Origin of the sequence: Vibrio ostreicida (assembly GCF_013074385.2) — a bacterium.
Lineage (GTDB): Bacteria > Pseudomonadota > Gammaproteobacteria > Enterobacterales > Vibrionaceae > Vibrio > Vibrio ostreicida.
In genome coordinates, this window is sequence record NZ_JABEYA020000002.1 from 40,050 (window position 1) to 65,557 (window position 25,508).

The 25,508-nt window shown below is 45.4% G+C and carries 30 protein-coding genes and 1 tRNA gene; 19 read left to right on the top strand and 12 right to left on the bottom strand.

Going from position 1 to position 25,508, the window contains the following annotated elements:
- The first annotated feature begins 126 nt into the window (after nt 1–126).
- On the top strand, nt 127–972 hold the full coding sequence (djlA, locus tag HLM86_RS03910; protein WP_170882262.1) for a co-chaperone DjlA: 846 nt from the start codon (nt 127–129) through the stop codon (nt 970–972).
- 224 nt (nt 973–1,196) lie between these two features.
- On the opposite strand, the gene HLM86_RS03915 is transcribed toward djlA, so the two are convergent.
- The 5 genes from HLM86_RS03915 to rpsU form a co-directional block, all read right to left on the bottom strand.
- Nucleotides 1,197–1,272: transfer RNA gene (locus HLM86_RS03915), tRNA-Ile, on the bottom strand.
- A 139-nt stretch (nt 1,273–1,411) separates the two neighbouring features.
- Nucleotides 1,412–3,265, bottom strand: coding sequence for an RNA polymerase sigma factor RpoD (rpoD, locus tag HLM86_RS03920; RefSeq protein WP_076586076.1), 1,854 nt, complete (start codon nt 3,263–3,265; stop codon nt 1,412–1,414).
- A 98-nt stretch (nt 3,266–3,363) separates the two neighbouring features.
- A complete protein-coding gene (gene dnaG, locus HLM86_RS03925; RefSeq protein ID WP_170882263.1) occupies nt 3,364–5,121 on the bottom strand; it encodes a DNA primase in 1,758 nt (585 codons plus the stop codon).
- 95 nt (nt 5,122–5,216) lie between these two features.
- The gene (locus HLM86_RS03930; RefSeq protein WP_076586079.1) at nt 5,217–5,660 is read right to left on the bottom strand and encodes a GatB/YqeY domain-containing protein; all 444 of its coding nucleotides are present in this window, start codon (nt 5,658–5,660) and stop codon (nt 5,217–5,219) included.
- 26 nt (nt 5,661–5,686) lie between these two features.
- The gene (rpsU, locus tag HLM86_RS03935) at nt 5,687–5,902 is read right to left on the bottom strand and encodes a 30S ribosomal protein S21 (RefSeq protein WP_001145625.1); all 216 of its coding nucleotides are present in this window, start codon (nt 5,900–5,902) and stop codon (nt 5,687–5,689) included.
- A gap of 229 nt (nt 5,903–6,131) precedes the next feature.
- Between rpsU and tsaD the strand changes: the two genes are divergently transcribed.
- Both tsaD and HLM86_RS03945 read left to right on the top strand, forming a co-directional pair.
- Complete coding sequence (gene tsaD, locus HLM86_RS03940) at nt 6,132–7,148, top strand: tRNA (adenosine(37)-N6)-threonylcarbamoyltransferase complex transferase subunit TsaD (RefSeq protein ID WP_076586080.1); 1,017 nt, start codon at nt 6,132–6,134, stop codon at nt 7,146–7,148.
- Nucleotides 7,149–7,369: 221 nt separating this feature from the next.
- Nucleotides 7,370–8,185 (top strand): alpha/beta fold hydrolase, encoded by an 816-nt coding sequence (locus tag HLM86_RS03945; protein WP_076586082.1) that lies wholly within the window; start codon nt 7,370–7,372, stop codon nt 8,183–8,185.
- Nucleotides 8,186–8,252: 67 nt separating this feature from the next.
- Here HLM86_RS03945 and plsY read toward each other — a convergent pair whose 3' ends face one another.
- A complete protein-coding gene (gene plsY / locus HLM86_RS03950; RefSeq protein WP_170882264.1) occupies nt 8,253–8,873 on the bottom strand; it encodes a glycerol-3-phosphate 1-O-acyltransferase PlsY in 621 nt (206 codons plus the stop codon).
- Nucleotides 8,874–9,031: 158 nt separating this feature from the next.
- Between plsY and folB the strand changes: the two genes are divergently transcribed.
- The 11 genes from folB (at nt 9,032) to rpoS (ending at nt 16,759) form a co-directional block, all read left to right on the top strand.
- A complete protein-coding gene (gene folB, locus HLM86_RS03955) occupies nt 9,032–9,385 on the top strand; it encodes a dihydroneopterin aldolase (RefSeq protein WP_076586086.1) in 354 nt (117 codons plus the stop codon).
- Nucleotides 9,382–9,870 carry a 2-amino-4-hydroxy-6-hydroxymethyldihydropteridine diphosphokinase gene (gene folK, locus HLM86_RS03960; RefSeq protein ID WP_076586088.1) on the top strand — a complete coding sequence of 163 codons (489 nt, stop codon included), beginning with the start codon at nt 9,382–9,384 and terminating at the stop codon, nt 9,868–9,870. The genes folB and folK overlap by 4 nt, the downstream gene beginning before the upstream one ends.
- A 9-nt stretch (nt 9,871–9,879) precedes the next feature.
- Nucleotides 9,880–10,683: an undecaprenyl-diphosphate phosphatase gene (locus HLM86_RS03965; protein ID WP_170882265.1), complete on the top strand. Its 804-nt coding sequence runs from the start codon at nt 9,880–9,882 to the stop codon at nt 10,681–10,683.
- 166 nt (nt 10,684–10,849) lie between these two features.
- Nucleotides 10,850–11,128, top strand: a complete 279-nt coding sequence (gene ftsB, locus HLM86_RS03970) for a cell division protein FtsB (RefSeq protein WP_076586092.1) — start codon at nt 10,850–10,852, stop codon at nt 11,126–11,128.
- Between the two features lies 1 nt (nt 11,129).
- On the top strand, nt 11,130–11,834 hold the full coding sequence (gene ispD, locus HLM86_RS03975; protein ID WP_076586094.1) for a 2-C-methyl-D-erythritol 4-phosphate cytidylyltransferase: 705 nt from the start codon (nt 11,130–11,132) through the stop codon (nt 11,832–11,834).
- 3 nt (nt 11,835–11,837) lie between these two features.
- Entirely contained in the window at nt 11,838–12,317 is a 480-nt protein-coding gene (ispF, locus tag HLM86_RS03980; protein ID WP_076586096.1) for a 2-C-methyl-D-erythritol 2,4-cyclodiphosphate synthase, read from the top strand.
- Between the two features lie 46 nt (nt 12,318–12,363).
- Complete coding sequence (truD, locus tag HLM86_RS03985; RefSeq protein ID WP_170882266.1) at nt 12,364–13,410, top strand: tRNA pseudouridine(13) synthase TruD; 1,047 nt, start codon at nt 12,364–12,366, stop codon at nt 13,408–13,410.
- An 11-nt stretch (nt 13,411–13,421) separates the two neighbouring features.
- Nucleotides 13,422–14,165 (top strand): 5'/3'-nucleotidase SurE, encoded by a 744-nt coding sequence (gene surE / locus HLM86_RS03990; RefSeq protein WP_076586761.1) that lies wholly within the window; start codon nt 13,422–13,424, stop codon nt 14,163–14,165.
- A 2-nt stretch (nt 14,166–14,167) separates the two neighbouring features.
- Nucleotides 14,168–14,794 carry a protein-L-isoaspartate(D-aspartate) O-methyltransferase gene (locus tag HLM86_RS03995; RefSeq protein ID WP_076586100.1) on the top strand — a complete coding sequence of 209 codons (627 nt, stop codon included), beginning with the start codon at nt 14,168–14,170 and terminating at the stop codon, nt 14,792–14,794.
- A 5-nt stretch (nt 14,795–14,799) separates the two neighbouring features.
- Nucleotides 14,800–15,708 carry a peptidoglycan DD-metalloendopeptidase family protein gene (locus HLM86_RS04000; RefSeq protein ID WP_170882267.1) on the top strand — a complete coding sequence of 303 codons (909 nt, stop codon included), beginning with the start codon at nt 14,800–14,802 and terminating at the stop codon, nt 15,706–15,708.
- 67 nt (nt 15,709–15,775) lie between these two features.
- Nucleotides 15,776–16,759 (top strand): RNA polymerase sigma factor RpoS, encoded by a 984-nt coding sequence (rpoS, locus tag HLM86_RS04005; protein WP_076586103.1) that lies wholly within the window; start codon nt 15,776–15,778, stop codon nt 16,757–16,759.
- A 62-nt stretch (nt 16,760–16,821) separates the two neighbouring features.
- Here the strand turns inward: rpoS and HLM86_RS04010 are convergent, their stop codons facing one another.
- Nucleotides 16,822–18,090, bottom strand: a complete 1,269-nt coding sequence (locus HLM86_RS04010) for an HlyC/CorC family transporter (RefSeq protein WP_076586104.1) — start codon at nt 18,088–18,090, stop codon at nt 16,822–16,824.
- A gap of 122 nt (nt 18,091–18,212) precedes the next feature.
- Nucleotides 18,213–19,007 carry a cytochrome C assembly family protein gene (locus HLM86_RS04015; protein WP_076586106.1) on the bottom strand — a complete coding sequence of 265 codons (795 nt, stop codon included), beginning with the start codon at nt 19,005–19,007 and terminating at the stop codon, nt 18,213–18,215.
- A 206-nt stretch (nt 19,008–19,213) separates the two neighbouring features.
- Here HLM86_RS04015 and ffh point away from each other — a divergent pair, with 206 nt between their 5' ends.
- The 5 genes from ffh (at nt 19,214) to rplS (ending at nt 22,839) form a co-directional block, all read left to right on the top strand.
- Nucleotides 19,214–20,608, top strand: coding sequence for a signal recognition particle protein (ffh, locus tag HLM86_RS04020; RefSeq protein ID WP_076586108.1), 1,395 nt, complete (start codon nt 19,214–19,216; stop codon nt 20,606–20,608).
- Between the two features lie 222 nt (nt 20,609–20,830).
- Nucleotides 20,831–21,079: a 30S ribosomal protein S16 gene (gene rpsP, locus HLM86_RS04025; RefSeq protein ID WP_005379962.1), complete on the top strand. Its 249-nt coding sequence runs from the start codon at nt 20,831–20,833 to the stop codon at nt 21,077–21,079.
- 29 nt (nt 21,080–21,108) lie between these two features.
- Nucleotides 21,109–21,657 carry a ribosome maturation factor RimM gene (gene rimM, locus HLM86_RS04030; RefSeq protein ID WP_076586109.1) on the top strand — a complete coding sequence of 183 codons (549 nt, stop codon included), beginning with the start codon at nt 21,109–21,111 and terminating at the stop codon, nt 21,655–21,657.
- A gap of 44 nt (nt 21,658–21,701) precedes the next feature.
- Entirely contained in the window at nt 21,702–22,445 is a 744-nt protein-coding gene (gene trmD, locus HLM86_RS04035) for a tRNA (guanosine(37)-N1)-methyltransferase TrmD (RefSeq protein WP_170882268.1), read from the top strand.
- A gap of 40 nt (nt 22,446–22,485) precedes the next feature.
- A complete protein-coding gene (gene rplS / locus HLM86_RS04040) occupies nt 22,486–22,839 on the top strand; it encodes a 50S ribosomal protein L19 (protein ID WP_076586113.1) in 354 nt (117 codons plus the stop codon).
- Between the two features lie 135 nt (nt 22,840–22,974).
- Here rplS and yacG read toward each other — a convergent pair whose 3' ends face one another.
- From yacG to HLM86_RS04060, 4 genes are read right to left on the bottom strand one after another with little or no spacing between them, the layout of a single operon-like run.
- Nucleotides 22,975–23,169 (bottom strand): DNA gyrase inhibitor YacG, encoded by a 195-nt coding sequence (gene yacG, locus HLM86_RS04045; RefSeq protein ID WP_076586115.1) that lies wholly within the window; start codon nt 23,167–23,169, stop codon nt 22,975–22,977.
- Between the two features lie 53 nt (nt 23,170–23,222).
- Nucleotides 23,223–23,963 (bottom strand): cell division protein ZapD, encoded by a 741-nt coding sequence (gene zapD, locus HLM86_RS04050; RefSeq protein WP_076586763.1) that lies wholly within the window; start codon nt 23,961–23,963, stop codon nt 23,223–23,225.
- 34 nt (nt 23,964–23,997) lie between these two features.
- Nucleotides 23,998–24,606, bottom strand: a complete 609-nt coding sequence (gene coaE, locus HLM86_RS04055) for a dephospho-CoA kinase (RefSeq protein ID WP_076586117.1) — start codon at nt 24,604–24,606, stop codon at nt 23,998–24,000.
- Between the two features lies 1 nt (nt 24,607).
- Nucleotides 24,608–25,477, bottom strand: coding sequence for a prepilin peptidase (locus HLM86_RS04060; protein WP_170882269.1), 870 nt, complete (start codon nt 25,475–25,477; stop codon nt 24,608–24,610).
- Nucleotides 25,478–25,508 lie beyond the last annotated feature (31 nt).

Sequence of the window (25,508 nt, forward strand, 5' to 3'; positions counted from 1 at the left end):
CTTGATATATCCGGTGAATAGATAACCGAATGTAAAATAAAACGGCCCTTATAATAAAGGAATTTATTGCTCACGGCACTATCAGACCGCTTTACAAAGAAAAAATTCATAGATTGAGAGCACATAATGCATATTTTCGGCAAAATACTCGGTACTTTTTTTGGACTCCTTATTGGCGGTCCGTTTGGTGCAATCTTCGGATTATTTATAGGGCACCAGTTCGATAAGGCACGAAGGCTTAATCAGGCAGGTTTTAACTCTGCATTTAGTGGCGGACCTAGTCAAACAGAGCGCCAAGATGAGTTTTTTAAAGCTGCCTTCTCTGTAATGGGGCATGTGGCTAAGGCGAAAGGCCAGGTGACCCAAGAAGAAATTCATTTAGCGACAGTCATGATGGAGCGGATGAACCTACATGGTGAGCAACGTCGATCGGCGCAAGAGGCTTTCCGTGAAGGCAAGGAAGCGGGCTTTCCATTGGAGAACGTATTAGAACGAGTTCGAATCTCAACGGGTGGACGATTCGATTTGATGCAGTTTTTTCTTGAACTGCAAATCTCGGCAGCGTTTGCTGATGGTGATCTTCACCCTAGCGAACGGAATGTATTGCATAAAATCGCCCAAGGGCTAGGTTTTTCCTCTGAGCAATTAGAGCAACGCTTGCGCATGCAAGAAGCCGCATTTCGCTTTCAACAGGGAGGCCGTCAGTCTCAAGGTCGACGTTCGAATCAGTCTGGTGGCTGGCAACAGGCCTCTCCAGTGGATCAAATGAGCGATGCTTATAAACTTTTAGGGGTCGATAGCAGTGCTGATCCAAAAACGGTTAAACGCGCGTATCGCAAGTTAATGAATGAGCATCACCCTGATAAACTGATGGCAAAAGGGTTACCACCTGAAATGATGAGCGTCGCGAAAGAAAAAGCGCAAGAGATACAAAACGCTTACGATATTATAAAAAAAGCGAAGGGTTTCTAGCCTGAATCTACATAAAAAGAGCCTGAACAGCGCAATCGTCATCAGGTTTTTTTAGTTGAAAAAGTAACGATGCTTATGAATAGAGTACTATCAAGTGAGTGGCGTTACACCATGCTGACATGAGTTGCGGCTCTCTTTTGATTTAGGAACGTTCAGAAAAATAGGCTACCCAGAAACTAGAACGAAAAAAGCCTGACGAATTTCTTCATCAGGCTTTCTGTATCTGGTGGCCCCTCGCAGACTTGAACTGCGGACCAATCGATTATGAGTCGACTGCTCTAACCACTGAGCTAAGGGGCCGTTAGGTAGTGCATTATAGGGGAAGCGAATCGGACTGTCTAGGGGAGAGGTGGGGTAAATGCGCTTGGTTTTTATCCACTTAACTCAAACAGATATAAAAAAGGCGAGCAACTGCTCGCCTTTTAATCAGTTTTTCTTTTTATTCATCCAAGAAGCTGCGCAATGTTTCAGAGCGGCTTGGGTGACGAAGTTTTCTTAACGCTTTTGCTTCGATCTGACGGATACGTTCACGAGTAACATCGAACTGTTTACCAACTTCTTCAAGCGTATGGTCAGTATTCATGTCGATACCAAAGCGCATACGTAGAACCTTTGCCTCACGAGGTGTAAGACCAGCCAGAACGTCTTTAGTGGCCACTTTCAAGCTACCAGACGTCGCTGAGTCTAATGGTAGCTCAAGCGTGGTGTCTTCGATAAAGTCACCTAGGTGCGAATCTTCGTCGTCACCAATTGGTGTCTCCATAGAGATTGGCTCTTTGGCGATTTTCAGTACTTTACGGATCTTATCTTCTGGCATCTGCATACGCTCAGCCAACTCTTCCGGCAATGGCTCTCGGCCCATTTCTTGAAGCATCTGGCGAGAGATACGGTTGAGCTTATTGATCGTTTCGATCATGTGTACCGGAATACGAATCGTACGTGCCTGATCCGCAATCGAGCGAGTAATGGCCTGACGGATCCACCAAGTCGCATAGGTTGAGAACTTGTAACCACGACGGTATTCAAATTTGTCGACGGCTTTCATCAGACCGATGTTGCCTTCCTGAATGAGATCGAGGAATTGCAGGCCACGGTTAGTGTATTTCTTCGCAATCGAAATAACCAAACGTAAGTTTGCTTCGACCATTTCTTTTTTCGCCCGGCGAGCTTTCGCTTCACCGATCGACATCCGGCGGCTAATTTCTTTGATATTCTGAACCGTTAAAGAGGTTTCATCTTCAATCATCTTCAGTTTTAGGATTGAGCGGCGAATATCATCTTCACTACGGCGAATTTTTTCTGCGTAAGGTTTGTCTGATGCCAGAATTTCATCTAACCATGCATCGCTTGATTCGTTACCTGTAAACAAGGCAATGAACGATTTCTTGGGCATTTTTCCGTATTCAACAGAAGCTCTCATAATCAGACGCTCTTGTGTACGGACACGCTCCATCGAAGTGCGAAGCTCTTCGACCAAGTAATCAAACTGTTTAGGTGTCAGGCGAAACTCTTTGAAGACGTCTTGTACCAGCTCATGAGCGATTTGCGCTTTAGGGCTTTCCTTTCCGTATTCGTTGCAGGCCAGTTGGTGATTCTGGAAGGTATTACGCAATGAAGTGAACTTTTCCAAGGCAAGCTCAGGATCGATACCAGTATCTTCCTCTTCCTCGTCGTCGTCTTTATCTTCTTCGTCTGCGTCTTCCGCATCTTCATCTTTTAAATCAGATTCAGCGAGTTCTGAGCCGATATGCGTTGCTGTTGGCGCTGTCGTTTCGTCGGCATCTGGATCGACAAAACCAGTGATTAAGTCCGTTAAGCGCAGTTCTTCTGCTTGAACTTTGTCAAACTGTTCAAGAATATAAGGGATTGTCCCTGGATATTCAGCAACCGCGTGTTGAACTTGGTTTATGCCATCTTCAATACGCTTAGCAATATCGATCTCGCCTTCACGAGTCAATAGTTCCACGGTGCCCATTTCGCGCATGTACATACGAACAGGGTCAGTCGTGCGGCCGATTTCATTCTCTACGCTAGAAAGAGCTGCGGCTGCAGCTTCCGCCGCATCTTCATCGGTAATCGTATCATCATCATTAAGAGCAAGATCATCAGCATCGGGAGCCGTTTCTACGACGCGGATGCCCATGTCATTGATCATCTGGATGATATCTTCGACCTGCTCTGAATCGACGATTTCTGCTGGCAGGTGGTCGTTTACTTCTGCGTAGGTCAGATAGCCTTGTTCCTTGCCTTTAATGACAAGTTGTTTTAGCTGAGACTGCGGATTTTGATCCATAGACGGTATCCAACTTAGTATCTGGTGAAGGAATTAGTATGCGAGTTGCAAACCACACATCTTAACAAATTAATTGGTTGCTGACTATCCGAACAGGGTTACGCTTTTAAATCTAGCATTAACGCTAGCAGCTCCCTTCTTTCCTCGGTTGATAAACCGACGCTTCTTTCTTTGGCCTGCAGATTTTCAATTTGTTTCTCGACACACTGAGCAAGTATCTTGTCCAGAGAGTCTAAAAATATATCTTGTTCGTTATCTTCATCAAGCGGAATTTCCCATCCTGCCAAACGAAAGAGCAGAGCTTCATGGCTCGTATTTCGCCAGTACTCCGTTAACTGGCCTGTGCTTATATTGGGGTACTGATGGCAATAATCAAGCACCTCAACAAATAAACTTAACCCCGGTACGCTCAAACCTTTCACGCTTGATAGGTCTGGTACCATTTCAGCATAGCTCGGATTTTGAATAAGCAAGGCAACCACTTCACGCATGGGTGTTCGCTTAAGTTCTTTATGAGGTTGCGGCCTTGCTGCCTTAACTTGTTTACGAGATTGACGAAGACGATGGTCAAAACCTGTTCGTTCATCAAGTAATTTTTCTAACAACTCTTGAAAATAGGCATCGGGAATCTTGTTGATTAAAGCACTGGCATGAGCTCTTAGTGCGGATTTCCCTTCATGACTGCCTAAATTGAGCTGATGGATTTCAATTAAGTTATCAAATAAGTAGCGTGATAGCGGCAGTGCATCTTGCACCTGTTGCTCAAAATTGGCCTTGCCATGCTGACGTATATAACTATCAGGGTCTTCACCATCGGGCAAAAACAGAAACTTGAGAGTATTGCCCGTCTTGAGATATTGAAGAGCATTTTCTAGCGCCCGCCAAGCCGCTTCTTTTCCTGCACGATCACCATCATAGCAACACACCACAGTATTGGTTTGGCGAAACAATAACTGGATATGGTCGCCCGTGGTGGATGTGCCTAATGATGCTACGGAATAATCTACGCCGTATTGAGCCAAGGCAACCACATCCATGTAGCCTTCAACCACCAGTATCTGTGGGGGCTCGCGATAGGCTTGTGTCACTTCATATAAGCCATAAAGCTCTTTTCCTTTATGGAAAATGGGCGTTTCCGGCGAATTGAGGTATTTGGGGGTGCCATCACCAATGACTCTCCCGCCAAAGGCGATAACGCGTCCACGACGATCACGAATAGGGAACATGACCCGGCCTCGGAATCGATCGTAACGATTTCCTTTGTCATTTTCGATCAACATGCCCCCAGAAACGAGCATGTCTTGGGCGTGTTTTTGTTGGCCGAAGTTTTTACGAACTAAATCCCATTCGTCGGCGACATAGCCAATGCCAAACTTTTGCACGATTTCGCCGGATAAACCTCGATTTTTCAAATAGTCTATCGCCACTTTGCTGCCGACGAGTTTGAGTTGGTCGCGGTAAAACTGTGCGATGCCTCCCATCAGGTCGTAGAGGTTACGTTTTTGCTCTGTATTGGCTTGAGGTTGATTCGACGGGGAACGACCGCCTTGACTTTGCTCTCTAGGGACATCCAAACCAAGGTGTGAGGCGAGTTCTTCGATGGCTTCAGGGAATTCAAGCCGTTCGTACTCCATCATAAAGTCTATGGCATTACCGTGCGCACCACAGCCAAAGCAATGGTAGAACTGTTTTTCTTGGCTGACGCTGAATGATGGTGTTTTTTCGTTATGAAAGGGGCAGCAAGCGCTGTAGTTTTTCCCTTTTTTCTTAAGTTTCACCCGCGCGTCTATAATGTCGACAACATCAAGTCGAGCCAATAAATCATCGATAAAAGTGCGGGGTATGTGTCCTGCCATAAAACCTAACGAAAAAAGAAAATACGATCAGTGAGATACAAACAAGCCGTGCATTCCAGAGGATAGCACGGCTTGCTGCAATTTGGATTGGGTAATTAGCTAAGTTTAGCGCGAACTAAACCGCTGACGTTACCCATATCTGCGCGCCCCTGAATTTGAGGCTTGAGCACACCCATTACTTTACCCATGTCTTGCATGCCTGCTGCACCAGAATCTGCAATCGCACTGACAATGAGTGCTGATACTTCTTCTTGCGTAAGCGGTTGAGGCATAAATTCCTCAAGTATTGTAATTTCGGTTTGCTCAGCGTCAGCTAAGTCTTGACGACCTGCTGATTCGAATTGAGCGACAGAATCGCGACGTTGTTTAACCATCTTGGTCAAGATAGCAATGATATCATCGTCGTTCAGAGTAATCCGTTCGTCGACTTCACGTTGCTTGATGGCAGAAAGAGCTAAACGTATAGTGCCAAGGCGTAATTTTTCCTTGGCTTTCATCGCTAATTTTTGCTCTTCTTTGAGAGTGTCAATCAGAGCCATAACTATAATCCTCTAGGACCTAGTTATTAGTACAGGCGAACGCGACGAGCGTTTTCGCGAGCAAGCTTCTTCGCGTGACGCTTCTGAGCGGCTGCTTTAGCGCGTTTGCGAACGGTAGTTGGTTTTTCGTAGTGCTCACGACGACGCACTTCAGAAAGGATACCTGCTTTTTCGCAAGAGCGTTTGAAACGACGTAGTGCAACGTCGAACGGTTCGTTTTCACGTACTTTAACTACTGGCATATGCCTTTCACCTCAGGGGTTAATTCGTTAATGCTGATTTCACAGGACCGAGCGTGGATACTGGGTCTACAATCAGCTTGATCAAAAATGGTGCGGAATTTTAATCCGATCACATAGGCTTTGTAAAGCCCTTTGTCGTCTAATCAGTATACAAAATTTGTTTGCGAAGCCAAGCCGAGGTAAGATTGCCCCAAAATTTAATCAAAGATCAAGACTCCAAGTTTATACTATGCGCATTATCGGTATTGAAACCTCTTGTGATGAAACAGGCATTGCAATTTATGATGATGAGAAAGGGTTGCTTTCTCATCAACTTTATAGCCAGGTCAAGCTTCATGCTGACTATGGTGGTGTTGTTCCTGAATTGGCATCACGAGATCACGTTAAAAAAACTATTCCGCTAATAAAAGCGGCGTTAGCTGAAGCAGAACTGACTCCTGAAGATATTGATGGTGTGGCTTATACTGCTGGGCCAGGTCTGGTTGGAGCCTTGCTGGTTGGAGCGACGATCGGCCGCAGCCTCGCCTACGCTTGGGGTGTTCCAGCGGTGGCCGTTCACCATATGGAAGGGCATTTGCTGGCACCGATGCTGGAAGACAATCCTCCTCCGTTTCCTTTTGTCGCAGTGCTGGTATCCGGTGGTCATTCCATGATGGTGGAAGTCAACGGGATTGGCGAGTATAAAATTTTAGGTGAATCTATTGATGATGCTGCGGGTGAAGCCTTTGATAAAACCGCTAAACTGATGGGGCTGGATTATCCAGGTGGGCCACTCTTGTCAAAATTGGCCGAAAAAGGCACTGCGGGCCGGTTTAAATTCCCCCGACCAATGACAGATAGACCTGGACTGGATATGAGCTTTTCTGGTCTGAAAACCTTCACTGCCAATACCATTGCCGCGAATGGTGATGACGAGCAAACTCGCGCGGATATTGCGTTGGCCTTTGAAGAGGCGGTGTGCGCGACGTTGACGATTAAATGCAAACGGGCACTTGAACAAACGGGTTTTAAGCGTATTGTGATCGCTGGTGGCGTGAGCGCAAACCGCCGTTTACGCTCTGACCTCGAAGAGCTGGCTAAGAAAATTGGCGGAGAAGTTTACTATCCTCGCACCGAATTTTGCACCGATAACGGAGCAATGATCGCTTATGCAGGTATGCAGCGTTTAAAAAATGGTGAGTGTTCGGATCTCTCTGTTAAGGCGATACCAAGGTGGCCAATTGATCAACTTGAGTCGATTAATTGAGAACCCAATAACTCGCGCACTACCTAACTGATTGATGTTGATTACAAAGCCACTTCTTTAGTGGCTTTGTTTGTTTAGACTAGGTTCAGCAAGCACTCTTAGTGCAACGAGCCCAACCGTTAGCTGAGTCAATAATGATGGTTTACCACAAACATCCGAGGTGTTTGTATTGCCATTAATGATATTCTTGGTATTAATAAAAATAACTAATGGAATTAACCATGAACACATTCGCTGTTAACGACCATCAAATGGCGTATCGGGATATAGGTCAAGGCCCAGTGATTGTTTTTGGTCACAGCTATCTTTGGGATAGCCAAATGTGGGCGCCGCAAATTGACGTTCTTTGCCAACACTATCGTTGTATCGTGCCTGACTTTTGGGCTCATGGGGAATCTGATTTTGCGCCGCCTTCTATGACGTCCCTCGTCGATTACGCTCAGCACATTCTCGCACTGATGGATCATTTAGGTGTTGAGTCCTTTTCAGTGTTAGGGCTATCGGTTGGTGGGATGTGGGGCAGTGAGATTGTTACTTTAGCGCCCGAACGCGTGGTTTCACTGGTCATGATGGATACGTTTGTTGGTCTTGAACCTGAAGTCACGCATCAAAAATACTTTGCGATGTTAGAGACTATTTCAGCAGCGCAAATGGTGCCGGTTCCGATTGTCGAAGCCGTCGTTTCGTTGTTCTTTGCCCATCAAACCATGCAAGAATTGCCTGATCTAGTGAATGGCTTTCGTCAAAGGCTGAATCACCTCAAAGGCGAACAAGCCGCCGAAGTAGCCCGAATGGGACGAATGGTGTTTGGTCGTCGTGATCAGATAGAGGACATCGAAAAATTTGATTTACCGGTTCTTATCGCTGTCGGTGAGCAAGACATTCCCCGTCCTGTGCTTGAGTCTTTTCTTATGCACGATTGTATCAAGGGCTCTCAGTTGGTTCAGATCCCCCAAGCTGGGCATATTTCTAGTTTAGAGCAGCCAGCGTTTGTCACCACCATGCTGGACGATTTTTTCGCCCAAGTACATGCCTAAAACGTCGTTCTCAATTTGGCCTGTGCCGTCTCTAGGTGTGCGTTATTGGTGCGGGTTCGTTTGCTTATCAGGCTTCATGGTCAGGTCCGAATGAGTCCTTTCTTTTTTCTCCTATTTTCGGTTCGGTGCCATCCAAGAGTCGCTTAATATTTTGATGGTGCCGAAACACGATGAGGCAGCAGAGCATAGCGACGGGTAAGGTATAATGAGGTTTAATTAACCAAGTATACAAGGGGGCCAGCAGTACGCTAATGATGGCGGCGAGTGAAGAATAACGGAAAATTATGAGCACCAGTAACCATGTGGCAGTGATCATGGCGGTTAGGCTGAGTCCGATTGGAGCGATGGCTCCTAAAGCGGTTGCTACCCCTTTTCCGCCTTTAAAATGGAAAAATATTGGGTACATGTGCCCAAGGCATGCAGCAATGGCGATCACACCGAGAACAATAGGCTCAATGTCAAGAAAATAGCCACCCCAGACTGGAATGGTCCCTTTCAACATATCGAAAAGCAGAACACAAGCTGCGGCTTTTTTCCCACCGACTCTCAGCACGTTGGTAGCGCCGGGGTTGTGGGAGCCCACATTTCTTGGATCGGGGAACTTCAGTACTCGACAGATAAGAACGGCACTAGAGATCGACCCCAAGAAATAGGCAAAAATGATCATGATAAGTGCTAGTGGACTCATACTGAAGTTACTCGTTATAAAGAGATGTTAGTCAAGCAAGTAATTGATATCATATCGTGCCTGACACGCTCAAACTACCAAGAGAGTGGTTTTTGAAGTGGAAATAGTACAATTTTTTACCACATTTAGGTATCCGACCTCTACGGGAAGCAAAAACCATGGATAAAGTTTTTATCGAACGCTTAGAAGCGATTACAACTATCGGTGTATACGATTGGGAACAGGAAATAAAGCAAAAGCTGGTTTTAGATATTGAAATGGCTCATAACAATCGCCCAGCTGGACAAAGTGATGATGTCGTCGATGCACTCGATTACTCTCAAGTCAGCCATGCGGTGCTATCACATATCGAATCGGGTCGCTTTTTGCTGATTGAGCGTGTTGCCGAAGAAGTGGCTGAGCTTATTATGGCTAAATTCAACGTGCCCTGGTTGAAAATTCGCCTAACGAAACCCGGTGCGGTCGCTCAGGCTGAGGGCGTTGGGGTGATTATCGAGCGAGGTCAGGCATGAATACAGCGTACATTGGCGTTGGTTCCAATGTAGACAGGCGTAAACATATAGAAGCTGCAATTAACGAGCTGTCGGCCATAGGCCAAGATCTGCGATTGTCGACCATTTATGAATGTGAAGCTGTGGGGTTCGAAAGTAGTGCGTTTTATAACCTTGTTGTAGAGGTGCGTACCCACTTTGGTTTAGCTGAATTTTCACAGCGTCTGAGAGAGATTGAGGTTAAGTGGGGCCGCGATGAACAGGCTAAAAAATTTCAGCCCAGAACCGTCGATCTGGATATTATATTATTTGGTCAGCAAACCTCGTTGATGTCACCAGAATTGCCTCGCAGCGACATATATAAATATGGTTTTGTTATTGAACCTCTGAATGAACTTTGTGGTGAGCTTTGTGTCCCTGGCGACGGGAGAACCGTTCGCCAAATTTGGTCGCAAGTCCGTTATCAAGAAACCCTGAGCAGGGTGGATATTTGGTTTAATTATTAAGAGTATTTCATGAGTTATTTAGAAGCGTTTATTCTTGCCTTAATTCAGGGGTTGACTGAATTCTTACCGATTTCCAGTTCAGCTCACTTAATTCTCCCGTCAGCGGTATTGGGTTGGGAAGACCAAGGGCTGTCGTTTGATGTTGCTGTTCATGTGGGGACCTTGGCGGCGGTTGTCATTTACTTTCGTCATGAAGTAGTGACTTTGCTATCGGCATTTTTTGCCTCAATGTTTAAAGGTGAACGCAGTAAAGAAGCCAAGCTGGCGTGGATGATCGTTTTAGCAACCATTCCCGCTTGCGTATTTGGTTTGTTGATGAAAGATATCATTGAAGTTTATTTACGCAGTGCTTGGGTCATCGCGACGACGACCATTGTCTTTGGCGTACTGCTTTGGTATGTCGACAAACATGCTCAGCTGACCGATGATGAGTATCAGGCGACGTGGAAAAAATCCGTGTTTATCGGGCTGGCTCAAGCGCTGGCAATCATCCCGGGTACTTCACGTTCTGGAGCAACGATTACTGCCGCTTTGTATCTCGGTTTTACTCGTGAGGCGGCTGCGCGTTTTTCTTTTTTAATGTCGATTCCGATTATTGTCTTGGCAGGTGGCTATCTGGCGATGAAATTGGTGTCGAGTGGTGAGTCTGTTCACTACGGCTTCTTGATGACGGGGATCGTGACTTCGTTTATCAGTGCCTACGTGTGTATCTATTTTTTCCTCAAGCTGATTTCGAAGATGGGCATGACGCCTTTTGTTATCTATCGATTGCTTTTAGGGTTTGGTTTGTTTGCTTTTCTACTGATGAAGTAGACTGGGATCAAATATTGATAACTGGTGATGTGGATTTAAACAAGAGTCGAGCAATGCGGTGTCGACACTTTTGACAAATGGTTTGGCTGCAGGTGCAATCTCGCGCGCGAAGCGACATTGTGTTATATATGTGGTCTTTCGATATTTCTCATTCTTAGAATACTTTATGCGAATCTTTGCCCTTACCTTATTCTTGTTACTAGGCTGGCTGCAATATACTTTGTGGTTCGGCAAAAATGGTATTTCTGAGTATCAGTCGGTTCAGGCCGACATTGATGTTCAGCATCAGGTCAATGGTAATCTTTATAAACGTAATAGTGAAATGTTTGCCGAGATTGATGATCTGCGTCAGGGGCTGGATGCGATTGAAGAACGCGCCCGTCATGAATTAGGCATGGTCAAAGAGGGTGAGACTTTTTATCGTATTGTTGGAGATGAGAATTAGAATGAACCCATCAAAGACTTCCATTGCGGCGATTGTTCCGGCTGCTGGAGTGGGTAGCCGAATGCAAGCCCAATGTCCTAAGCAGTATCTAACTATTGCGGGAAAAACGATTTTAGAGCACACGTTAGAGACGTTATTGCAGTACCCAAAGGTAGATAAAGTGATTGTGGTGGTGAGCGAAAATGACCCGTACTTTTCGCAATTAGCCATTGCCACTCATCCTGAGTTAATTCGTGTCTCTGGTGGCAAAGAGCGTGCAGACTCTGTGTTGGCGGGTCTACGTTATCTCCAATCTCATTTTTCACATCAATGGGTTATGGTTCATGACGCGGCTAGACCTTGTGTCAAAATTCAGGATATTGATCGTCTTATCTCGGCCTCTTTGCGGGATCAGTGTGGTGCAATATTGGCAACCCCAGTCCGCGATACGATGAAACGAGCCAATAGCAGCGATAAGATCGATCACACGGTTGATAGGCAATCGCTCTGGCATGCGCTGACGCCACAGATGTTCCCAACTCAACGGCTCACAGAAGCACTTGCTCAAGCACTTGACAATGGCGTCCATATTACTGACGAAGCCTCAGTGATGGAGCGGCTCGGGGAGCAACCCACTCTGGTGCAAGGCGGGGCTGATAATATTAAAATTACTCAACCAGAAGATTTAGCGTTGGCTGAATTTTATCTTAATAGAAGTAAAGGATAACGCATGATTCGCATTGGTCACGGTTTTGATGTCCATAAATTTGGCGGCGCAGGCCCTGTTGTTATTGGCGGTGTATCGGTTCCCTATGAGCAAGGTTTGGTCGCGCATTCTGATGGTGATGTTGCTCTGCATGCGCTTTGCGACGCATTGTTAGGTGCCATAGCCGCGGGCGATATTGGTCGTCATTTCCCAGATACAGATGACAAGTGGAAAGGGGCGAACAGTCGAGATTTACTTCGTGATGTCTACCGCGGCGTTAAGCAGCAAGGCTATATACTAGGGAATGCGGACGTTACAATCATGGCGCAGGCTCCAAAAATGGCCCCGCACATTAGCGCTATGTGTCAAGCGATTGCTCAGGATTTGGACACCGATATTGGCAACGTCAATGTAAAGGCAACCACGACAGAGCGTCTTGGTTTCACTGGCCGCAAAGAGGGTATTGCCGCAGAAGCGGTAGTGCTACTTGTAAAAAATCAATAAATGATTAGATCCGGTAGCGAGCGCTGCTTGGTGTAATGGAAAAACTATGACAGACATTTTATCTTCACTTTCTTTCCTGAACGGGAAACCTAAGGCCACAGGCAAACTTAAAGTTAAGCCCCAGCATTTTCAGGTCAATGAAAACCTTGGCTTTTCCTTCTCTGGTGAAGGTGAGCACTTAATGGTTCGTATTCGAAAAACGGGCGAAAATACCAGTTTTGTCGCGAATGAATTGGCAAAAGCGTGTGGTGTTCAATCTAAGGACGTCAGTTGGGCTGGTTTGAAAGACCGTCATGCCGTCACGGAACAGTGGCTTAGTGTACACTTACCTAGAGGTGATGTTTCTGATTTTAGTGCATTCTTGGCTCAGCATAAAAGCATCGAGATTTTGGAGACCTGTCGACATAACAAAAAACTACGCCCGGGTGATTTGGTCGGTAATGACTTTGTGATCACATTGACAGAAGTCAGTGATATTGAAGATGTGGTAAAGCGACTGTCGCTGGTGGCTCAATATGGCGTTCCTAACTATTTTGGTAGTCAGCGGTTTGGTCATCAGGGCAATAACCTCGATGAAGCACGGCGGTGGGGACGAGAGAATGTACGAACCCGAAACGCCAATAAACGCAGCCTGTATTTATCAGCCGCGCGTTCATGGATTTTTAATACTATTTTATCCGCGAGAATTGAAAAAAATCTTTTCTCTCAGGCCGTGGTGGGAGACGTAGTGGTTCGTGATGAGCAAACGTCTGTTGTGACGTCGGATAATGTTCAAACCATTAATGATGATATTGTGAAACGCTCAGTGCATCTTACGGCAGCGCTAGCAGGCGATAATGCACTTCCGACACTCGACAGCGCTTTATCTATTGAGCAGCCTCATCTAGACGCTGAACCTGATCTTATGGCATTGATCCGTGGCAATCGAATGCGTCATGAACGGCGCAATGTGTCACTGATCCCGCAAGATTTGGAATGGGAGGTTCAGGAAGACAGTATCAAGCTGTGCTTTTCTCTCAACGCTGGCTGTTTTGCTACGGCGATAATTCGTGAATTGATTGAGGAAGTCGAAGTGGAGCGTCAGTACCCATGAGTAATAAAAGCATGAGAATTCTTCTGAGCAATGATGACGGTGTTCATGCACAAGGTATACAAGCATTAGCGGACGCGCTTAGCGATATCGCCGAGATCATTATTGTTGCGCCAGACAGGAATCGTTCCGGTGCTTCCAACTCGCTGACACTTGAACAACCATTGCGTGTGACGGAATTATCTCAGAACAGATACTCGGTACAAGGTACTCCAACAGATTGCGTTCATTTTGCGTTGAATGAGTTGATGAAAGGGAATTTACCAGATCTTGTGCTTACTGGGATTAATCATGGTGCTAACCTTGGTGATGATGTGTTGTATTCTGGGACGGTTGCAGCGGCAATGGAAGGTCATTTTCTTGGTGTACAAGCCATTGCCTTTTCCTTGGTCGGTAACGTACATTTTCAAACGGCAGGGCACATTGCACGCAAAATCGTCGAACAACATATGACAGCGCCCATTCCGACTAATCGTTTACTTAATGTCAATATCCCTGATGTTCGGGTCGATGAAGTTGAAGGGTTATGCGTAACCCGTTTAGGTGCACGCCATCATTCAGAAGCGATGATTAAACAACAAGATCCTCGAGGCCATGATATATATTGGCTGGGCCCTCCAGGAAAAGAACAAGATGCAGGTGAAGGAACGGACTTTTACGCCATTGAGCAAGGCTTTGTTTCGTTAACGCCGCTGCAGGTTGATTTAACTGCACATGAGTCGATGATGAGTATGGATAACTGGTTAAAGGACAATTAAGTATGGCGAATCCACACGCCGACAGATTGATCAGCTTTCTGATTGCCAGTGGTATTCAAGAACAAGACGTGCTTGATGCTCTGTATGCTGTGCCCAGAGAACGGTTCGTTTCTCAGGCTATGGCGCATCAGGCTTACGACAATAACGCGTTACCGATCGGACAAGGCCAGACTATTTCTCAGCCCTATATTGTCGCAAAGATGACGAAACTACTTGATTTAAAAAGAGAAAATAGAGTTTTGGAGATAGGGACCGGTTCGGGATACCAAACCGCGGTGTTGTCGCAGCTTGTCGAACATGTTTATTCTGTTGAGCGTATTAAGCTATTGCAATGGGAAGCGAAGAGAAGGTTAAAGCAACTCGATATCTACAATGTCTCGACCAAGCATGGTGATGGTTGGCAAGGTTGGGCGGCTAAATCTCCGTTTGACGCCATCATTGTCACGGCCGCTGCTGCTTCTGTGCCGGATGCATTGTTAGGGCAGTTAGCCGAAGGCGGTGTGCTTGTTATTCCTGTTGGCGAAATGGAGCAGAGATTGCTAAAAATCACTCGGCAAGGTAATGAATATCTGTCCGAAATAATTGAGGATGTTCGTTTTGTCCCCCTGATTGCTGGTGAACTTGATTAGCGGCTATGTGTAAGTTCAAGTGTTTATTTACTCTCACCTTAATCAGCCTACTCATCGGGTGTACCGCTCATTTCCCGGCTCCCGTATCGGACCTAAACAAAGACTACAGTTCTATTTCGCGTGGAAGTTATCGAGGCAGTTATTATGAAGTAGAGAAGGGAGACACTCTTTACTTTATAGCGTACGTCACGGATAGAGATGTAAAAGAAATCATTAGTTACAATGGTTTATCTTCACCTTATACTATTTATCCGGGGCAAAAACTGAAACTGTGGCAACCAGCTTATACCCCTCCAGCTTATGCTGGAACTGGTTCAGGCCCTGTAAGCACGCCCGTTGCCGTCGTGGTACCTTCGCCACTGAAACCAAAGTTGAGTAAAAACTCGAATCAAAAGGTTAGCTCGAAAGTCGTGAGTTCCGATCAAGGGTCGATTAAAAAATATACACCCAAGAAGGTTGAACAATCAAATTCAAAAGAGTATGTTGGTTCCAAAAGTAAACAAAAATTTAACAAAACGGTAAATGTACCTCAACCAAAAAATGAAAAAATTTCAAGGTGGTTATGGCCAACCAAAGGGAGGGTGATTAGAAACTTCTCAGCTGGAGATCAAGGAAATAAGGGTATCGACATTGCAGGACAGCGAGGTCAGCCAGTATCTTCTTCAGCGAGTGGCACCGTTGTTTACTCGGGTAACGCACTGCGTGGTTACGGTAATCTTGTGATTATCAAACATAACGATAATTACCTCAGTGCTTATGCGCATAATGAACGGTTGCTAGTACACGAAGGACAGAGTGTAAAAGCAGGCCAGAAAGTAGCAACAATGGGCAGTTCTGGTACTAGCAGTGTTCGTCTACACTTTGAAATTCGCTATCAAGGTAAGTCAGTGAATCCGAATCGCTACTTGCCCTAAATACTTATTAGGTATATAGCGACATTAGAAGTAGTAATGTCTTGCTAGCTCGCCAGGGGGAGGCGCTATGAGTATCAGCAATGCAGCAACTAAAACCGAAGAGTTTTCAGAAGAACCTACAATGGAACTGGTTCAGGAAACCGAACTCACTACCGAAAATCGCGCTCAGTCAGAAGAAGCCAAAGAAGAGTTTGAGGTTTCTGCAAAAAGTCTGGATGCAACACAACTTTATTTGGGGGAAATTGGTTTTTCTCCACTCCTAACAGCAGAAGAAGAAGTATTGTACGCCCGTCGAGCTTTACGAGGTGATGAAGCGGCACGCAAGCGTATGATAGAGAGTAACCTTCGCCTTGTTGTTAAAATTTCCCGTCGATACAGCAACCGTGGTCTGGCCTTACTAGATTTAATCGAAGAAGGTAATCTAGGGCTGATTCGTGCGGTTGAAAAGTTTGATCCTGAAAGAGGCTTCAGATTTTCAACTTATGCGACTTGGTGGATTCGACAAACCATTGAACGCGCTCTTATGAATCAGACGCGTACCATCCGTCTACCCATCCATGTTGTAAAAGAACTGAATATTTATTTACGAACAGCTCGCGAATTGTCGCAAAAGCTTGACCATGAACCAACGGCAGAAGAAATTGCATCTCAACTTGATAAGCCAGTTGATGATGTGAGCAAAATGCTAAGGCTCAACGAGCGGATTAGCTCAGTTGATACTCCAATCGGTGGTGATGGTGAGAAAGCGCTGCTAGACATTATTCCAGACGTCAATAACTCAGATCCAGAAGTGTCGACACAAGATGATGACATCAAGTCTTCATTGATTGACTGGCTTGATGAGCTTAACCCTAAGCAGAAGGAAGTGCTGGCGCGGCGATTTGGCCTGCTCGGTTATGAGCCTTCCACTCTCGAAGAAGTTGGTCGTGAGATTAATCTTACTCGGGAGCGTGTACGGCAGATTCAGGTCGAAGGTTTGAGGCGTTTGAGAGAGATTTTAATCAAGCAAGGACTGAATATGGAGAATTTGTTCAGTATTGATGAAGAGTAGTTGTTTACAATTGTGATAGCTTGAAAAGCCTTGGTGTTGCCAAGGCTTTTTTGCATTAAAGGCTATGTAGCGTTATTTGGGAAGACTTTGACCAGTTTGATCCGATTTTCTTGTAACTCCACTATCTCCATTGGATGGCCAGAGACTTGGACACTGAGGTGACTTTCGGGAATATCTTCAAGATGTTCAAGGATCAGGCCGTTAAGCGTTCTTGGTCCATCGGTTGGGAGCGTCCACTTGAGCCCTTTATTAATGTCTCGGATATTGGCGCTGCCTTCTATCAGGAAGCTTCCATCCCCTTGAGGGGTAATTTCCTCAGATAAACTGGGTGCGAGAGAGGTGGTGAATTCACCAACAATTTCTTCCAGTATGTCTTCAAGGGTAATCAGACCAATGATGTCACCGTATTCATTGACAATTAGACCAATTCGTTCTTTGTTACGCTGAAACTTCAGTAGTTGGATGTTGAGAGGGGTGCCTTCAGGAATAAAATAGACTTCATCAGCCGCTCGCAGCAAAGTTTTTTTGTTAAACTCGTTTTTCTCTAGCATCAGGCGGTAGGATTCACGCAGACGCAACATCCCGACCACTTCGTCGATTTGATCCCGATATAAGACCGCCCGTCCGTGAGGAGAATGGGTAAGTTGGCGCACAATCGATTTCCAGTCATCGTTGACATCGATGCCAGTGATTTCATTTCTGGGCACCATGAGGTCATTGACCGTGACATGCTCCAAATCAAGGATAGAGAGCAACATGTCTTGGTGACGTCTTGGGATCAAGCTGCCGGCCTCATTAACGACTGTCCTGAGCTCTTCAGAGCTGAGATGGTCATCACCGCCATGACTGGCACGAACCCCGAGTAAACGAATAAAACCATTGGTGATGAAGTTGACCAAAACCACAATCGGAGAAAGGAGCTTCATCAAAAGGCTAAGCACAATGCTGCTGGCGTATGAGACTCGCTCTGGATAGAGTGCTGCCAACGTTTTTGGTGTCACTTCGGCGAAGACCAAAACCACCATAGTTAATGCACCTGTTGCAATCGCGACGCCAATATTACCATACAGACGCATTCCAAGAATGGTGGCAATGGCAGAGGCTAAAATATTGACTAGGTTATTGCCGATCAGAATCAAACCAATCAGACGGTCTGGCCGACTCAGCAGTTTTTCGACACGTTTAGCACCCTTGTGTCCACTGTTGGCTAAATGCTTAAGACGGTAGCGATTCAATGACATCATTCCGGTCTCTGAACCTGAGAAGTATCCTGAAATAATAATCAGACACGCGAGTAGCGCAAATAAGATACCCGTTGATATGTCGTCCAAAACTTATCTTTTCCTTTTGATGTTTGATTAATTTATGACTTAACTGACTCGTTAAGTCAATCACAGGTCACGGACAAAGCATTGTAAAAGAAAGGTGCTGCCTATGCACCTTTCAATATCAATTAGTTAAGAATGATTTCTCTAACGAAGCGACTGCCAAAATAGGCCAGTGTCAGTAAGGTGGCGCCTGCCACTGCAAACCAAGTCACCTTCCGCCCCCGCCATCCTTGTTGATAATGTCCCCAGAGCAAGATGGAATAGACGACCCAAGCAACAAACGACAGAATTCCCTTATGTGCTTTACCTTGAGCAAACATATCCTGAACAAAAACAAACCCAGTCAGTAATGTCCCTGTTAGAAGAAGGTTACCGACCAGTATGATCTTGAACAACTGGCGTTCCACCATTAACAAAGGGGGTAAGTTGGGGTTAATGGCGAGAGCCTGCTTAGTCTTGAGCTTATGATCCAGCCAAGCCAACTGAAGCGCATACAAAGCACCTATGGTTAAGGTTGAGTATGAAAACAGCGCTAAAGTGATATGGATAAGTAGTTTGGGATCTTGTTCCAAATGGGTAATAAATGTACTTGGCAGAAACGTGGCGGCAGAAAGGTTAATCGCGGAAAAACTGTAAACTACGGGGAGCAAAAACCATAGACGAGTTTTTAGCATGGCCACACTGAGCACCAGAGAAATAATAAAGCTGATTAGGGACGCGACATTGAGAATGCTGAGATTTTGCCCTGAACCTTCAAGAATAAGGGCGCTCAATAGCCAAGCATGAAAAGAAAGCGCAAAAAATGCGCTGACGACTACGGTCTTGGATCGGATACCTGTTTGATGAACAAGGCCCGGGACTATGGTTGCGATTGCGAGGCAATACAGTATTGCGGCAGCAACGGCGATTAAGTTATCCATCATTCTCTAAGGTGTGGTGAATTTTTAACAAATTATACCCTGCCTCAAGAACTTGAGCTACGACTTATCTGCCTGATTTACGTGACTTGAGAGATCAAAATTCATTACAACCGTGCAAACCACCGACTGGCTAAGGTATACTCACAGTAATTTGTCGCCATTTTCGCGCGTCTACTCAAGTGAGCCGTTCAGGTAAAGAGACTAAGATGTTTGATAATTTAACGGATCGATTATCCAAAACGCTGAAGAATATCAGTGGTAAAGGTCGTTTGACCGAAGACAATATAAAAGAAACCTTGCGTGAAGTTCGCATGGCTCTGCTTGAAGCCGATGTGGCGTTGCCGGTTGTACGCGATTTCGTTAAGCGGGTCAAAGAAGGCGCCGTAGGGGTAGAGGTGTCAAAATCTCTAACACCGGGCCAAGAATTCATCAAGATTGTTCAATCTGAACTTGAAGCGGTGATGGGTGAGTCTAATGAAGCGCTCGATTTAGCCGCTCAACCGCCCGCCGTGATTTTAATGGCTGGCTTACAAGGTGCGGGTAAGACAACCTCTGTGGGTAAGTTGGCAAAACTGCTCCATGAAAGAGACAAAAAGAAAGTACTGGTCGTTTCTGCAGACGTTTATCGTCCAGCCGCGATCAAACAGCTAGAAACCTTGGCAGACGATGTTGGTGTTGATTTCTTTCCTTCATCAGTGGACCAGAAGCCAATTGAGATCGCTAATGCTGCTATCGATCACGCTAAGAAAAAGTTCTTCGATGTATTGATCGTCGATACCGCAGGTCGTTTAGCGATTGATGAACAAATGATGGCTGAGATTCAAGAGCTGCATACAACAATAAAGCCTGTTGAAACGCTATTTGTTGTTGATGCGATGACCGGTCAGGATGCGGCGAATACCGCTAAAGCATTTGGTGACGCACTGCCGCTTACCGGTGTCGTGTTGACCAAGGTTGATGGTGATGCGCGTGGTGGTGCTGCACTCTCGGTTCGTCATATTACGGGTAAACCAATTAAATTCTTAGGGGTCGGTGAAAAAACCGATGCTCTAGAACCTTTCCATCCTGAGCGAGTTGCGTCGCGTATTCTAGGTATGGGCGACGTCCTTTCTTTGATTGAAGATTTACAGCGTAACGTTGATACCGAAAAAGCGGAGAAACTCGCTAAGAAATTTAAAGAAAAGAAAGGCTTTGATCTTGAGGATTTCCGCGAGCAACTCGGCCAGATGCAAAACATGGGCGGCATGATGGGGATGATGGATAAGCTGCCGGGAATGGGGAACCTTCCTGACAACGTCAAAGATAAAGTGGACGATAAAATGTTTAAGCAGATGGAAGCCATCATCAGCTCAATGACCATGAAAGAACGCCAACGACCTGAAATGATCAAAGGTTCACGCAAGAAGCGTATTGCCGCAGGATCGGGGACTCAAGTACAGGATGTCAATCGCCTCTTGAAGCAATTTACTCAGATGCAAAAAATGATGAAAAAAATGCAAAAGGGTGGAATGAAAGGCATGATGCGCAACATGCAAGGCATGATGGGTGGCATGGGCGGTGCAGGTGGCATGGGCGGTGGTTTCAATCCCTTCGGACGTTAATCTAAAGAGTCACAACACATGTTGAGGTTGCTACGATGACCGCACTGGTTGCCCACTCTCTTTAGATTGGTTAGCCGAGTGGTGAAAAAATAGCTAAAGACCTTGCATTGCTCCGGAATAAGAGTAAAATTCCGGAGCTTTATTTTGGCACGAGCCCCAAACTGTTTAGCGATAAATGGTTTCTGGGGTTAATTTTATTTTTGAGAAAGCAAAGAGGACGACATGGTAACCATTCGTTTGGCACGTCACGGCGCAAAGAAGCGTCCATTTTATCAAATCGTAGTAGCGGATAGCCGCAATGCTGCAACTGGCCGTTTCATCGAGAAAGTGGGTTTCTTTAACCCAACTGCGAAAGGTCAAGAAGAAGGTCTACGTTTAGACCTAGATCGCGTTAACCATTGGGTTGGTCAAGGCGCATCTGTATCTGACCGCGTAGCTAAGCTAGTTAAAGACGCTCAAAAAGCGGCATAATTCTTCAGTTAAGAAGTAGTAATTAGCTTATGTCGATGAAAGGTAAAGAAACAATGAACAGTGAAAAGATTGTTGTTGGTAAGTTTGGTGCTTCTTACGGCATTCGAGGCTGGCTCAAAGTTTTATCCTACACAGACAATACTGAAAGTATATTTGATTACGCACCTTGGTTTATTAAACAGAAAGGTGAGTGGGTCGAGTTCAAAGTAGAAAGCTGGAAGCGCCATAACAAAGGTTTGGTGGCTAAGCTGGAAGGTCTTGAATTGCGTGAAGAAGCGCAATTAATGACGAACTTTGAGATCTCCATTGACCCTGTCGTCCTTCCAGAATTGCCAGAAGATGAATTCTACTGGCGTGATTTGATTGGAATGCAGGTTGTAACCGACAAAGGTTATGATCTCGGCATTGTCTCTGACATGCTTGAAACGGGTTCCAACGATGTTTTGGTTGTGAAAGCAAATCTAAAAGATGCTTTCGGGCAAAAGGAACGATTAATCCCGTTTCTTGAAGAGCAAGTGATCAAGATGATTGATCGTGAAGCTCAACGGATCGAAGTTGACTGGGATCCTGGATTCTAACTCCCGGTAACGGAGCGATTGAACCAAGTTGAATTGGTGAAAACATGTGGATTGGCATAATTAGCCTGTTTCCTGAAATGTTCCGCAGCGTTACTGACTATGGAGTAACAGGTCAAGCGGTTAAAAAAGGTCTTTTGTCAGTGACAACGTGGAATCCTCGAGATTTTACTCACGACAAGCATCGCACTGTTGATGATAGACCTTACGGTGGTGGCCCAGGTATGTTAATGATGGTTCAGCCTTTGCGCGACGCTATCCATACTGCAAAGAAGGCCGCACCGGGTAAGACGAAAGTTATTTACCTGTCTCCTCAAGGTCGAAAGCTCAATCAGAAAGGAGTAGAAGAGCTGGCAACGAATGAGAACATGCTTCTGATTTGTGGCCGCTACGAAGGGGTAGATGAGCGTGTCATTCAGTCTGAAGTTGACGAAGAATGGTCAATCGGGGACTTTGTGATGACGGGGGGAGAAATTCCTGCCATGACGCTAATTGACTCAGTTTCTCGGTTTGTTCCGGGTGTATTGGGTGATTTTGCATCTGCAGAAGAAGATTCTTTTGCTAATGGCTTATTGGATTGTCCTCACTATACGCGTCCTGAATTGTTGGATGGGCAAGAAGTACCAACGGTACTCAAGTCCGGTAACCATAAGGACATTCGTCTTTGGCGGCTCAAGCAGTCGTTAGGCCGAACCTGGATGAGAAGACCAGAGCTCCTGGAAAACCTAGCTCTGACTGACGAACAGGAACAATTACTTGCTGAGTTCATTAGAGAACATAAAGCAACGTAACCTATTAATTTAGTATCAGTTTATTCTAGGAATATTTAAAATGAGTAACATTATTAAGGCTCTTGAAGAAGAGCAAATGAAATCAGGCCTACCTAAGTTTGCACCAGGTGACACTGTGGTTGTTAAAGTTAAGGTAAAAGAAGGTGAGCGTGAGCGTCTACAGGCTTTTGAAGGTGTTGTAATCGCAATCCGTAACCGTGGCCTGCACTCTGCTTTCACTGTACGTAAAATTTCTAACGGTGAAGGTGTTGAGCGTACGTTCCAAACTCACTCTCCAATCGTTGATAGCATCGAAGTTAAACGCCGTGGTGCAGTACGTCGTGCCAAGTTGTACTACCTACGTGAGCGTTCTGGTAAGTCAGCTCGTATTAAAGAGAAACTTGCTAAGAAGTAATGCTATAACTAGCGTTCTCATAATGTTAACGGAGACCATTTGGTCTCCGTTTTTTTATCTTCTTTGGCCGTTTGTTATTATTTATTGGATAACGAGTCAGGTGTTTCTTGTGTTAGTCACAACGCGTTATGTTGTCTAATGTTGTTCCTCTGACCAGCCATCGGAATCTGACATATCAGGCGCACCCGCGATACTGTTGTCTTCATCAGCCCATTCACCAAAATCAATCATTTGGCATTGTTTACTACAAAAAGGGCGGTGCGGGCTCTGTTCTCCCCATTCAACGTTAGCACCGCACTGTGGGCAAGGCACTATGGTGGTTTTTGTCATGTAATATCTCTAAAAAGGTGGTGGTATTTTGGTGGAGTATAACGGTAACGGCGTTAACTACATACCGCTAGACGAAATTGAATTTCATCGATGGATGCCTGACCGGATGCAAAGTTAATAAACTTAATGGCGAAACGGTTTTTGTGGCCGGAAATCATTGGATACACACCATAGTGTGTTGGAATATCCAGCCTAAGAATATTAGCGTCCTCTGCATCACTTTGGAAGAAACCATTGGACGCCATTTGTGCTTGAAAGTGTCCAGTTTCACGGGTCAGGCGGAGCCAAAGATTGAGTGAGTTGGTCAATGGCTGCAATACGTCGAGCCACAATTGCGCATCGGCGTTTTTTTGTTCAAGAGATAAATGAAGCCAATGATGGAGGGCGGGTAAATCGAAACAGCACGATCCTCCCGGCAGATTAAAGCGCTGACGAATGGCGCTGAGGAAACGATCTTCTTTCAAGCTTTGCCCAAATCGTTCTGCAGCCATCAATTTGCTGTGGACGTGATCCACTTCGCTCAAAATATCGTTCAGCATCGTTTGATCAACGCCATCAACGTTGAGCCATGATCGATAGGATAAGCGTTGCTTTTCGATGTCTTTTGCCAGCTCACTTTTCAACTGAATTTGGTCGAATATTTCTAATAAATCAAACAAAGATCGAAAGAAAAGCAAATGCTGCATGTCATCACTAAACTGAGAAGAAATGCCTAGTTGGTTTAGCAAAGCTTCAACGCGCAAATAGATGCGAGTTTTCTCGTTGAGTGGATGTTCAAAAAAATGCGTTGTCATTAACATGCGGCCTTAGACTGTTCTATGTTCATTCTCACCGATCTTCCCTACACATTTCTAGGTACTTTTGATGTAATTCTGTGATTTGAGGCAAAAGTTCTTCGTTTTTTGCGTTATTATTAATCACATCGTCTGCAATAGCCAAACGTTCAGACTGGCTGGCTTGCGCTTTTAGGGTCGATAGAACCTGCTCCACAGGTACGCCGTCCCGTTTAGTGGTTCTACTAATCTGGACTTGTGGATCGACATCAACCACCAACACCCTATCCGCTAAGCTTTGTAAGTTATTCTCAACCATTAAAGGAATCACCAACATAGCGTAAGGGGAAGACGTTTGGTCTACTTCAGCACGCATTTTTTCTCTGATGATTGGATGCAGCAATCGGTTGATCCAATCTTTTTCTTGTTCTGAACTGAATATCACGTCGCGTAGTTTTGCCCGATTTAATGTGCCATCTTGATATAGAATAGACTGGCCGAAGCGTTTTGTAATGGCATTAAGGCCTTCAGTGTCCGGTTCTACTACTTGTCTGGCAATGATATCAGCATCGATCACATCGATTCCAAAGTGGAAATTGAACAGATTTGCGATGGTGGTTTTGCCACTGGCAATCCCTCCAGTGAGTCCGACAACATAGGTCATTTTAAATCCCCAGAAAATACGTGAAGTACCCTTCTATGATGCGTTCTCCCCACATCATGAAAATCCAACCAGCGATAGCAAGGTAGGGCCCAAATGGAAATGCTTTGTCGATTCCCTGCTTTCTTAAGCGCAACTGTATCATACCGAACACGATCCCAATAAGAGACGAAAGAAAGATGATAACAGGCAGCGATTGCCAGCCCAGCCAAGCACCTAAAGCGGCGAGTAACTTAAAATCACCATACCCCATCCCTTCTTTACCCGTAAGTAATTTGAATAGCCAATAAATACTCCACAGAGACAAATAGCCGAGCATGGCCCCCAGTACTGAGTCATAGAGAGAAACCGGTGTGACGTCAAACAGGGCCAAAGCCATCCCTGCCCATGTCATCGGTAGGGTCAATTGATCCGGTAAAAGCATGGTCTCGAAATCGATAAAGGTGGCAGCGAGCAGTACGAAGGTAAACAGCAATAGCGTGATTGAGAACAGGCTAGGGGAATATTGATAAGCAACAGAAAAGCTAAGCCCTCCAGAGAGCAATTCAACAAGTGGGTAACGTGGACTGATTTTCATCTGACAAGTGTGGCACTGTCCCCGCAATAGTAGCCAGCTTATGAGTGGAATGTTATCTCTATTTCGAATCTGTGTACGGCAGCCAGGACAGGTTGAGCGCGGTAGGCTGAGGTTATAAATATCAGATGGAGGGGTTATCTTATACTCTGGAAAACTGTCGGCACATTCTTGTCGCCATTCTCTTTCCATCATTATCGGCAGGCGATGAATGACGACATTAATAAAACTCCCCACAATGAGCCCAAATATGGCTGCTAGGGTAGGAAATAGCCAAGGATAGTAAACAAATAAATCCATAAGTGATTCAACTGGTCGCTGTCGTCTAAGT

Excerpts from the sequence above, each read along its gene's own strand:
- djlA (WP_170882262.1), top strand. The coding sequence starts at position 127 with ATGCATATTTTCGGCAAAATACTCGGTACTTTTTTTGGACTCCTTATT.
- rpoD (WP_076586076.1), bottom strand. The coding sequence starts at position 3,265 with ATGGATCAAAATCCGCAGTCTCAGCTAAAACAACTTGTCATTAAAGGC.
- dnaG (WP_170882263.1), bottom strand. The coding sequence starts at position 5,121 with ATGGCAGGACACATACCCCGCACTTTTATCGATGATTTATTGGCTCGA.
- HLM86_RS03930 (WP_076586079.1), bottom strand. The coding sequence starts at position 5,660 with ATGGCTCTGATTGACACTCTCAAAGAAGAGCAAAAATTAGCGATGAAA.
- rpsU (WP_001145625.1), bottom strand. The coding sequence starts at position 5,902 with ATGCCAGTAGTTAAAGTACGTGAAAACGAACCGTTCGACGTTGCACTA.
- tsaD (WP_076586080.1), top strand. The coding sequence starts at position 6,132 with ATGCGCATTATCGGTATTGAAACCTCTTGTGATGAAACAGGCATTGCA.
- HLM86_RS03945 (WP_076586082.1), top strand. The coding sequence starts at position 7,370 with ATGAACACATTCGCTGTTAACGACCATCAAATGGCGTATCGGGATATA.
- plsY (WP_170882264.1), bottom strand. The coding sequence starts at position 8,873 with ATGAGTCCACTAGCACTTATCATGATCATTTTTGCCTATTTCTTGGGG.
- folB (WP_076586086.1), top strand. The coding sequence starts at position 9,032 with ATGGATAAAGTTTTTATCGAACGCTTAGAAGCGATTACAACTATCGGT.
- folK (WP_076586088.1), top strand. The coding sequence starts at position 9,382 with ATGAATACAGCGTACATTGGCGTTGGTTCCAATGTAGACAGGCGTAAA.
- HLM86_RS03965 (WP_170882265.1), top strand. The coding sequence starts at position 9,880 with ATGAGTTATTTAGAAGCGTTTATTCTTGCCTTAATTCAGGGGTTGACT.
- ftsB (WP_076586092.1), top strand. The coding sequence starts at position 10,850 with ATGCGAATCTTTGCCCTTACCTTATTCTTGTTACTAGGCTGGCTGCAA.
- ispD (WP_076586094.1), top strand. The coding sequence starts at position 11,130 with ATGAACCCATCAAAGACTTCCATTGCGGCGATTGTTCCGGCTGCTGGA.
- ispF (WP_076586096.1), top strand. The coding sequence starts at position 11,838 with ATGATTCGCATTGGTCACGGTTTTGATGTCCATAAATTTGGCGGCGCA.
- truD (WP_170882266.1), top strand. The coding sequence starts at position 12,364 with ATGACAGACATTTTATCTTCACTTTCTTTCCTGAACGGGAAACCTAAG.
- surE (WP_076586761.1), top strand. The coding sequence starts at position 13,422 with ATGAGAATTCTTCTGAGCAATGATGACGGTGTTCATGCACAAGGTATA.
- HLM86_RS03995 (WP_076586100.1), top strand. The coding sequence starts at position 14,168 with ATGGCGAATCCACACGCCGACAGATTGATCAGCTTTCTGATTGCCAGT.
- HLM86_RS04000 (WP_170882267.1), top strand. The coding sequence starts at position 14,800 with ATGTGTAAGTTCAAGTGTTTATTTACTCTCACCTTAATCAGCCTACTC.
- rpoS (WP_076586103.1), top strand. The coding sequence starts at position 15,776 with ATGAGTATCAGCAATGCAGCAACTAAAACCGAAGAGTTTTCAGAAGAA.
- HLM86_RS04015 (WP_076586106.1), bottom strand. The coding sequence starts at position 19,007 with ATGGATAACTTAATCGCCGTTGCTGCCGCAATACTGTATTGCCTCGCA.
- ffh (WP_076586108.1), top strand. The coding sequence starts at position 19,214 with ATGTTTGATAATTTAACGGATCGATTATCCAAAACGCTGAAGAATATC.
- rpsP (WP_005379962.1), top strand. The coding sequence starts at position 20,831 with ATGGTAACCATTCGTTTGGCACGTCACGGCGCAAAGAAGCGTCCATTT.
- rimM (WP_076586109.1), top strand. The coding sequence starts at position 21,109 with ATGTCGATGAAAGGTAAAGAAACAATGAACAGTGAAAAGATTGTTGTT.
- trmD (WP_170882268.1), top strand. The coding sequence starts at position 21,702 with ATGTGGATTGGCATAATTAGCCTGTTTCCTGAAATGTTCCGCAGCGTT.
- rplS (WP_076586113.1), top strand. The coding sequence starts at position 22,486 with ATGAGTAACATTATTAAGGCTCTTGAAGAAGAGCAAATGAAATCAGGC.
- yacG (WP_076586115.1), bottom strand. The coding sequence starts at position 23,169 with ATGACAAAAACCACCATAGTGCCTTGCCCACAGTGCGGTGCTAACGTT.
- zapD (WP_076586763.1), bottom strand. The coding sequence starts at position 23,963 with ATGACAACGCATTTTTTTGAACATCCACTCAACGAGAAAACTCGCATC.
- coaE (WP_076586117.1), bottom strand. The coding sequence starts at position 24,606 with ATGACCTATGTTGTCGGACTCACTGGAGGGATTGCCAGTGGCAAAACC.
- HLM86_RS04060 (WP_170882269.1), bottom strand. The coding sequence starts at position 25,477 with ATGGATTTATTTGTTTACTATCCTTGGCTATTTCCTACCCTAGCAGCC.